Annotated in this window: 5 protein-coding genes and 1 tRNA gene; 3 read left to right on the plus strand and 3 right to left on the minus strand. The window is 41.2% G+C overall.

What is annotated here, in order from left to right; all coding sequences use genetic code 11:
- Positions 1-201: 201 nt before the first annotated feature.
- Positions 202-936 (plus strand): glucosamine-6-phosphate deaminase, encoded by a 735-nt coding sequence (gene nagB, locus RDQ32_RS10325; RefSeq protein WP_308580389.1) that lies wholly within the window; start codon positions 202-204, stop codon positions 934-936.
- Between the two features lie 254 nt (positions 937-1,190).
- On the opposite strand, the gene RDQ32_RS10330 is transcribed toward nagB, so the two are convergent.
- A complete protein-coding gene (locus tag RDQ32_RS10330) occupies positions 1,191-2,669 on the minus strand; it encodes a hypothetical protein (protein WP_308580390.1) in 1,479 nt (492 codons plus the stop codon).
- A 280-nt stretch (positions 2,670-2,949) separates the two neighbouring features.
- Positions 2,950-3,021: transfer RNA gene (locus tag RDQ32_RS10335), tRNA-Gln, on the minus strand.
- Between the two features lie 264 nt (positions 3,022-3,285).
- Here RDQ32_RS10335 and RDQ32_RS10340 point away from each other — a divergent pair.
- Positions 3,286-4,608 carry a TrkH family potassium uptake protein gene (locus tag RDQ32_RS10340; RefSeq protein ID WP_007156511.1) on the plus strand — a complete coding sequence of 441 codons (1,323 nt, stop codon included), beginning with the start codon at positions 3,286-3,288 and terminating at the stop codon, positions 4,606-4,608.
- A 10-nt stretch (positions 4,609-4,618) separates the two neighbouring features.
- Positions 4,619-5,272: a TrkA family potassium uptake protein gene (locus tag RDQ32_RS10345; protein WP_007156512.1), complete on the plus strand. Its 654-nt coding sequence runs from the start codon at positions 4,619-4,621 to the stop codon at positions 5,270-5,272.
- A gap of 229 nt (positions 5,273-5,501) precedes the next feature.
- Here RDQ32_RS10345 and RDQ32_RS10350 read toward each other — a convergent pair whose 3' ends face one another.
- Positions 5,502-7,190 carry an LCP family protein gene (locus RDQ32_RS10350; RefSeq protein ID WP_308580391.1) on the minus strand — a complete coding sequence of 563 codons (1,689 nt, stop codon included), beginning with the start codon at positions 7,188-7,190 and terminating at the stop codon, positions 5,502-5,504.
- Between the last annotated feature and the right edge of the window lie 249 nt (positions 7,191-7,439).

Raw genomic sequence — 7,439 nt, forward strand, 5'->3', positions numbered from 1 at the left:
CGTATTTTATTCTAAAAATCTTAATCTTATGCTTGACTATTAATAGTTAGTCTTTACATAACTATTTGCCTAGTATAGCATAATTTTTTCCATTGTAATACCCACCGTAGTTTTTCCTAGATTCTGCTTAGGATTTTCTATTGTATACCCCATTTCTTTTTGCTACTATGAAAAAAACGCAGATTGCAAGGAGGGACTCCCATGTTTCGGATTGAAAAGGTAAAGGATTACTCGGTTCTCAGCAAAAAAGCCGCCATGCTGATTGCGGCGGAAATCACCCAAAGAGAGCACCCGGTTTTGGGCTTAGCCACAGGCTCCACTCCCATCGGTGCCTATCAGGTTTTAAGAGAATTATATCAGGAGGGACGTCTGGATTTTTCTGCAGTACGTACCGTGAACCTGGATGAATACAGAGGTCTTGCTCCGGAGGACAGCCACAGCTACCGCTATTTTATGAATCAAGAGCTGTTTCAGCACGTGAATATTCCTATGGAAAACACTGCCGTTCCCAACGGTCTTCTGGAAGACGCGAATAAGGCTTGCCTTGAGTATGAAGCTCTGATTCGTAAATTAGGAGGAATCCATTTACAGATTCTGGGACTTGGACATGATGGGCATATCGGATTTAATGAGCCAAGTGATTCTTTCCCAAGGGAAACCCACTGTGTACAGCTTGCCGAAGAAACCATCGAAGCCAATCAGCGCTTCTTCTCGTCTAAAGAAGAAGTTCCCAAAGAGGCCTACACCATGGGAATCGGCACCATTATGAAGGCCAAAAAAATTCTCTTAATGGTTTCCGGAAAGGATAAGGCGGATATTTTACAGAAAGTCTTAGAAGGACCGGTTACCCCCTCTGTCCCCGCTTCCATTCTACAATTCCATCCCCATGTTACCGTACTTGCGGATGAAGCCGCTTTAAGTAAATGTAAAATCTAGAAATTTTTTTGATTTTTACAGCCAATTATTTTCCGTCTCAAAGAAAAGAGCCGAAAAAACGGAGAGAAATATGCCTGCTATAGAAGCTATTCTTTCTGATTTTTCGACTCTTTTTAGATAGAAAAATTCGATTTATTTTTGTCAGGTTACAAAAATGGTTTTTGCTTTTATGTCTTCTTTTATGCCATAGATTTTCCTCCCTCCGATGTCTTCTATATATCCAGGTTTTCACCATAGTTACCAAACAGAATGTCTTAAGAAGAACTCTCGGCAGAAGCTATAGAGGATGCATTAGGCTCCGACTCGGCAGATGCCTCCGCTGAAGTCCCCATTGTGGGATTGGCTCTATCGGCAGACGCTTCTGCAGAACTCTCCCCTGATGATTCGGAAGGTAGCTGATCGGTAACTCCGGAAACAGACTCCGGTGCCTTTAAGCTATTGTCTTCTCCCCTGTAATCCGTAAGGAGTGGGAAGATCTCCTGCTTATAAAACTCGGCATAATCTTTATATCCGTACAAATACATAGAATCATCCTCTCCCAGGGGAAAGGCTATGGGATGAACAACTCCCTTTCCAATGCCGTCATCCGGCTTTACCAGTGCTTTTCCGTCCTGATCCATAAGCAAATCCTGATATTCTATTCCATTGCAATACTGAATATTTTGTACACTCCCATCCTTCAGTTTTAAGGGCGCATGGATTTCAAAAAGCAGGAATAGCCTGTTGTGACCGAGCACCGGTGCATCTTCTTTTCGACTGAGAAAATAATTTCCCAAATACTGTACGGATATGCCGGAAAGATCGATATATTCCTCTGCTGTTCCCCCAATCATCTCCTTACGTAAAGAATCCATAAACGCTTCCTGTAGAAGTCTTAATGTGTCTCCGGGAATATCCTTTCCACTGGTCCAGTAGGCATTTGCCTTGGGGACTTCATATTCCTTCTCTGTTTCTAAAAAATAGATATGCTCTTTCTCCACTTTTCTCATTAATTCCTGATAAAAAGTAATTTTGATTTTATCCCCGGAGGCAAGGCCTTCCCTTTTACTGATATTCACATCGCTAAGCTCCATCCAGGCGGGAGCATCCTTTAAGCTCAGCTCTGCTCTAATCTGTGGAGAATTTCCCGTAAATTGAACCTCCAGAAAATCAAAGGGATTCACTGCTGTCCGCTCATAAAGCCCCTTAACAACCAGATCCTTATCCTCCCAAAGCAGCTTCACGTTATAGCTTTTCTCAATCCAGGATAAATCCTCTTTACAGCTTAAGGAAACATGTTCTCCATTTTCCAATTGACTCTCCTCGGAAAGCTCCGGAAGCTGCATTACCGCATACTCCACTTCACTCAATATAATCTCTTTCTCCGCCTCTTTCAGAAAAAGATTGGTCATCATTCCGAAGATTCCTCTGCTTCTCTTACTGTATCTTCCTTTTCTCTTGATTTTTCCAAGATAATTTTTTTCAAAATCTTCTTTCTGAAAGATAAGCTTCCCCTCTCCCAGACCATCTTCACCGGTAAATTCCACCTGATAGAACTTATCCAGCGGAATCTTCACCGGCCGGTTATTGTAAGCACCAAGAGCTGTAATGCCAATAAGGAAAAGAGCTCCTATACAGGCAAGAACAATACAGTTTCTTTTCATTTTTTTGGAAACGTTAAATGAAGGTTTTTTCATTGGGGAAGGCATATCCCGCTCCTTTCTCAGCAAATGCTGTAGCGCCCTCCCTGGCATGAATCTCCTAGACTTTAATATGATTTTGGATTGTAAAAATGAGATCTTAAACTTATGGAGATAATAGAATAGATAGAAATAGCTTTTATCCTACGCACATATTTTCGGTCCCTGCGTTTTCTTCCATATTTCGTTCATGGTTTCACTATAGCACAAAGCCTTAATTTTGTCTTTTTTAATAAATTAATAGTAGTATATTGTAAATTTATTAGATATTTTGTATTAAATTGATTTTATAGAAGAACAAGAAAAAAAGCACCACGATTCGTGATGCTTTTCGCAGGGCTACAAGGATTCGAACCTTGAAATGACGGAGTCAGAGTCCGTTGCCTTACCGTTTGGCGATAGCCCTAAAATCTGCTGTTTTCTTAAAAAATGAATAAAAATCAGCGACTCGATTATCATACAGAGTTTTTATTTTCTTGTCAAGAGATTTTTTTATTCTTATTAGATTTTCTTCATAAAACAAAAATTTGCAAAAATTTTGTTTTCAAAACTCAAATGTGTTTCATAGCATTTACGATTTCTCTAAAATCTAATATTTTGACTATCTATTTTTTCTTTATATGCCTATAATCAAACAAGCTGTATCAATGAATTTAAGGAGTAGTACAAAATGAAACTCTTTCGTTTAAATTATTTTCAGAAAATCATCCTGGGTTTTGCCTCGTTGATTCTATTGGGAGCAATTCTGCTGATGTTGCCGATCTCCAGTAATGATGGCGTTTATACCCCCTTTCTAAATGCACTCTTCACTTCCACCTCCGCTTCCTGTGTTACCGGTTTAATTGTATACGATACCGCCACGCACTGGTCTTTCTTCGGGCAAGCAGTCATTCTTTTCTTGATTCAAATTGGTGGGCTTGGTGTGGTGGTAGTGGTAACCTCCGTCATCCTTTTCTTCGGAAAAAAAATCGGATATTCTCAAAGAAACACTCTGGCTAATTCCATTTCTGTAAGCTCTCAGGGCGGAATCATGAAAATGTTGGTTTTTCTTCTGAAATGGACCGGAATTATAGAGTTATTCTTTGCTGTCATTCTTGCGACACAATTTATTCCCGAGTTCGGACTTCGTAGAGGACTTTGGTATAGTGTTTTCCACTCCGTATCCGCTTTTTGTAATGCCGGTTTCGATTTGATGGGCGTTAAAGAACCCTTTTCTTCTCTCACGGAATACGTAGGAAACCCTGTGGTGAACATCAGCATTATGAGCCTGATTCTTCTTGGAGGCTTAGGCTTTATGACTTGGCAGGATATTGCAAAAAATAAATGGAATTTTCATCGCTTTCGTCTACAAAGCAAAATCATTCTCTCTACTACAGTATTTATTATTCTTCTTCCTGCACTATTTTACTTTTTTGTTGAGTTCCCAGGGCTGCCCATAAAAAGTCGGGTTTTTGCTTCATTATTTACAGCAGTCACTCCACGTACTGCAGGCTTTAATACTGTGGATTTTTCAAAATTTTCCGATAGCGGAATCTTTTTGCAAACCTTGCTAATGCTGGTAGGGGCTGCGCCGGGAAGTACGGGAGGCGGTATGAAAGTCACCACAATGACTGTTTTACTTTTAACCTCCATTGCTATTTTTAGAAACAATTCCCGTACAGAAGCCTTTGGAAGGACTATTTCCAGAGAAGTCATTCGAAATGCTACGACAATCGCTTTCATGTATATTAGTTTATGTATTCTCTCCGGAATGTTTATCAGTCTCCATGATAAATTACCGCTACTGGTCACCAGCTTTGAAGCTGCCAGTGCTATTGCCACTGTGGGGCTTACACTGGGAATCACCCCAAATCTTAGTCCCATTTCTCATATGGTTCTCATTTTTCTAATGTACACCGGAAGAGTTGGCGGACTTTGTTTGATTTATGCCGTCTTTCCTAATGCTAACCAAAACAAGGGAAGACTTGTTGAAGAAAATGTAATTGTCGGATAAAGGAGAAAGTATGAAACAAATTTTAATTATCGGTCTAGGTCGTTTCGGTTTACATGTCGCAAAAAAGCTAAATGAAATGCATACGCAGGTTCTCGGAGTAGACAGCAGTGAGGAAAGAGTAAAAGCAGCTCTCCCCTACGTTACCAATGCGGAAATTGGAGATGCAGGAAATCAGGAATTCTTAAAGTCTCTGGGTATCTCCAATTTTGACGTCTGTATTGTAGCCATCGGAACCGACTTTTTAGCTTCTTTGGAAGTCACCTCCCATTTAAAGGAACTGGGTGCAAAAAGAGTAGTTTCCAGGGCTGCCAGAGATTTACAAGAAAAATTCTTACTTAGAAACGGAGCCGATGTGGTAGTTTATCCGGAAAAATTAGTCGGAAGCCTTACCGCTGTGCAGTGCAGTTCTGAGAATGTTTTGGATTACATTCAAGTCAGCAAAGACTTTGCCGTTTTTGAAATCGCCTTACCTGAGGATTGGATTGGTAAATCTATTGGAGAAATTGGAGTTCGAAATAAATTCAAAGTCAATATTATTGCTGTCAAATATAATGATGAAGTCAATGTTACTTTGGGACCGGACTACCAATTCCGAGAAGGAGAAAGCCTTTTTATTATCGGCAAGGATAAGGATATCCAAAAATATTTTCATACTTTAGGGTAGACTTTTTAAGCAAATAATCCTGCGACGATTACTATTCAATGCTGTATCATAGTATTCCATAGTCCACGAGGAATTTGCCTTCAGCACTGAGATATCGTACGCTTTGAGAGGGATACTCCTGAAAAACGAGATATCGCACGCTTTGCGAGCGATACTCGTTATGAATAAAAACATCCTCCATGTCAAATATTCGACTAAGAGGATGTTTTTTTCTTATGTGTCGGCTCTTTTAAGCCCCCGGTGCATCGGCATTTTCTTCCGTCTCCAAAGATTTCTCTCCTAAGGCAGCCCCGGGTCCTACTTCCACAGTTTCTTCCGTTTCCTTCTTTTCTTTTGTTTCCTTCGTCTCTTCTTCTGTGGATTTTTTCTCTTCCTTTGTTTCTTTTTTATTTTTTACAGTGCTCTCTTCTTCCGTTTCCGTCTTAGTTTCCTGCTTCTTCGCTTCTTCTGTCTGTTCCACTTTTTTCTTTTTATTACCCTTTTCCGCGTTTTCAGCAGCCTTGGCTTTTCCGGCTTCCTTCTTTCTCACAGTTCCTCCGCCGGTTCCCGCTTCCTCCGCATCTTCCAGGGGAGAGCTTACACCGGAAACCTTGGCGATATGGGCACTGATTTCCTGTACCTTGGCACTGGGACTGTAATTTTCCACGCCATAAAGATAGCTGTGCAATTCCGTCACATTACTGGACAGGGTTGCAGGAATTACCACATCCATTTTCTTAATCTTCATGGTGGTTCTGGCAAAGGGGAAACCTCTGCTTTCTCCGATATGATAACGATCCACCTGAGTAACCAATGTGGTGATATCTCCCATATCCAAACTGGTGGAAAGCTCCGGTAAAACCATGGTTGCCACCTGCATAAGCTTCACAGGGCCTGCTTTTTTCGCCTTATCAAAGGCAAGGCCAAGCACCTTTCTCTGTCTGGCGGTACGGTTAAAATCCGTATCCATCAGTCGGAGTCTGCCATAGGCCACCGCCTGAATCCCGTCCAAATGATTCATCCCCGCATGTTCCAGATGTACGGAAGGAATTCCGGTAGACTGCACGGTTTCCGTGATAAAGGCATTGATATAGAAAAACTCCGCATCGGAAAGCTCCAGATCCACACCTCCAAGGGCGGAAATCCCCTTTGCTACCGCAGCCCAGTTAAAGCTGACATAATCATCGATCTTAATATCCAGATTTCTCTCTAAAGCTTCAACAGCCTGCTTGTGACCGCCCTTAAAATAAGCTTCATTAATCTTATGATAAGTTCCCTCTTCATCGATCTGCATATAGCTGTCTCTGAAAATGGAGCTCAATTTCACTTCTCCGGTTCGCTTATTAACGGAAGCCAGCATAATCACATCGGATAGCGCACCGGCCTCCTTGTTGCCGTCTCGGGAATCCAAACCGAAAACAGCCACCGTCCAATATTTAGGGCCAAAATAGGGAGATATAAAACGCCAAAGGAGAAGGCCGAAAAATACAAGCAGTAAAAGAATGCCCAGCTTCTGAAAAACAGACTTCTTTTTCTTTCTTTTCCCTCTGTCTTGCCCTGCCCTTTCCGAAGCCGGATTTCTATTGCTTCTTCCGCTGTTCCCGCCGCTCAACGACTTCCGATTCTCCGCTCCGGAAGAACTTCTTCTCCTGTCGGAACGGCCGGTAGCTGTAGCAATATTTGCTCCCTGCCTTTGGGACTTTCTTCTTTTCAGGCTTTGAGGTTCTTCTTCGAAGTCCTCATCTTCATAGTCCTCATCATAGTCGTCATAGTCCTCATCAGAATCATCTTCATAATCGTCATCGTAATCATCATATTCCTCATCAGAATCATAATCCTCCTGATAACGATTTCGAGAGGGACGTCTATTTCTGCTGCTTTCTTCTCTTTCTCTGATAAATTCTCTACTGGGTGCAGTTCTTCTTTTTCTGTCTGCCATACGCTTCTCCCTGTCTTTCATAAGTATTCTGCCTGAAAAGTATAACAAAGCTTTCTTCACAAAAAAAGTGCTTTCATAATTCCTTAATATAAATTCAAAAATGAAAAAGTAAATTCTACTCATCTATTCCCCAGTAGATTTTACTTCTGCACAGTTGATATTTTCTCTTTCACATCACTCATGGTATGTTTGAACTCCTTCTGACAGCAATGGAAGGAGTTTATTATGAGTAAAATTATTCCCGGTAAC

The organism is uncultured Oribacterium sp., assembly GCF_902481605.1.
GTDB lineage: Bacteria > Bacillota > Clostridia > Lachnospirales > Lachnospiraceae > Oribacterium > Oribacterium sinus.

Bases quoted from the DNA above. Each gene is read 5' to 3' on its own strand.
- nagB (WP_308580389.1), top strand. From the start codon at position 202: ATGTTTCGGATTGAAAAGGTAAAGGATTACTCGGTTCTCAGCAAAAAA.
- RDQ32_RS10330 (WP_308580390.1), bottom strand. From the start codon at position 2,669: ATGCCAGGGAGGGCGCTACAGCATTTGCTGAGAAAGGAGCGGGATATG.
- RDQ32_RS10340 (WP_007156511.1), top strand. From the start codon at position 3,286: ATGAAACTCTTTCGTTTAAATTATTTTCAGAAAATCATCCTGGGTTTT.
- RDQ32_RS10345 (WP_007156512.1), top strand. From the start codon at position 4,619: ATGAAACAAATTTTAATTATCGGTCTAGGTCGTTTCGGTTTACATGTC.
- RDQ32_RS10350 (WP_308580391.1), bottom strand. From the start codon at position 7,190: ATGGCAGACAGAAAAAGAAGAACTGCACCCAGTAGAGAATTTATCAGA.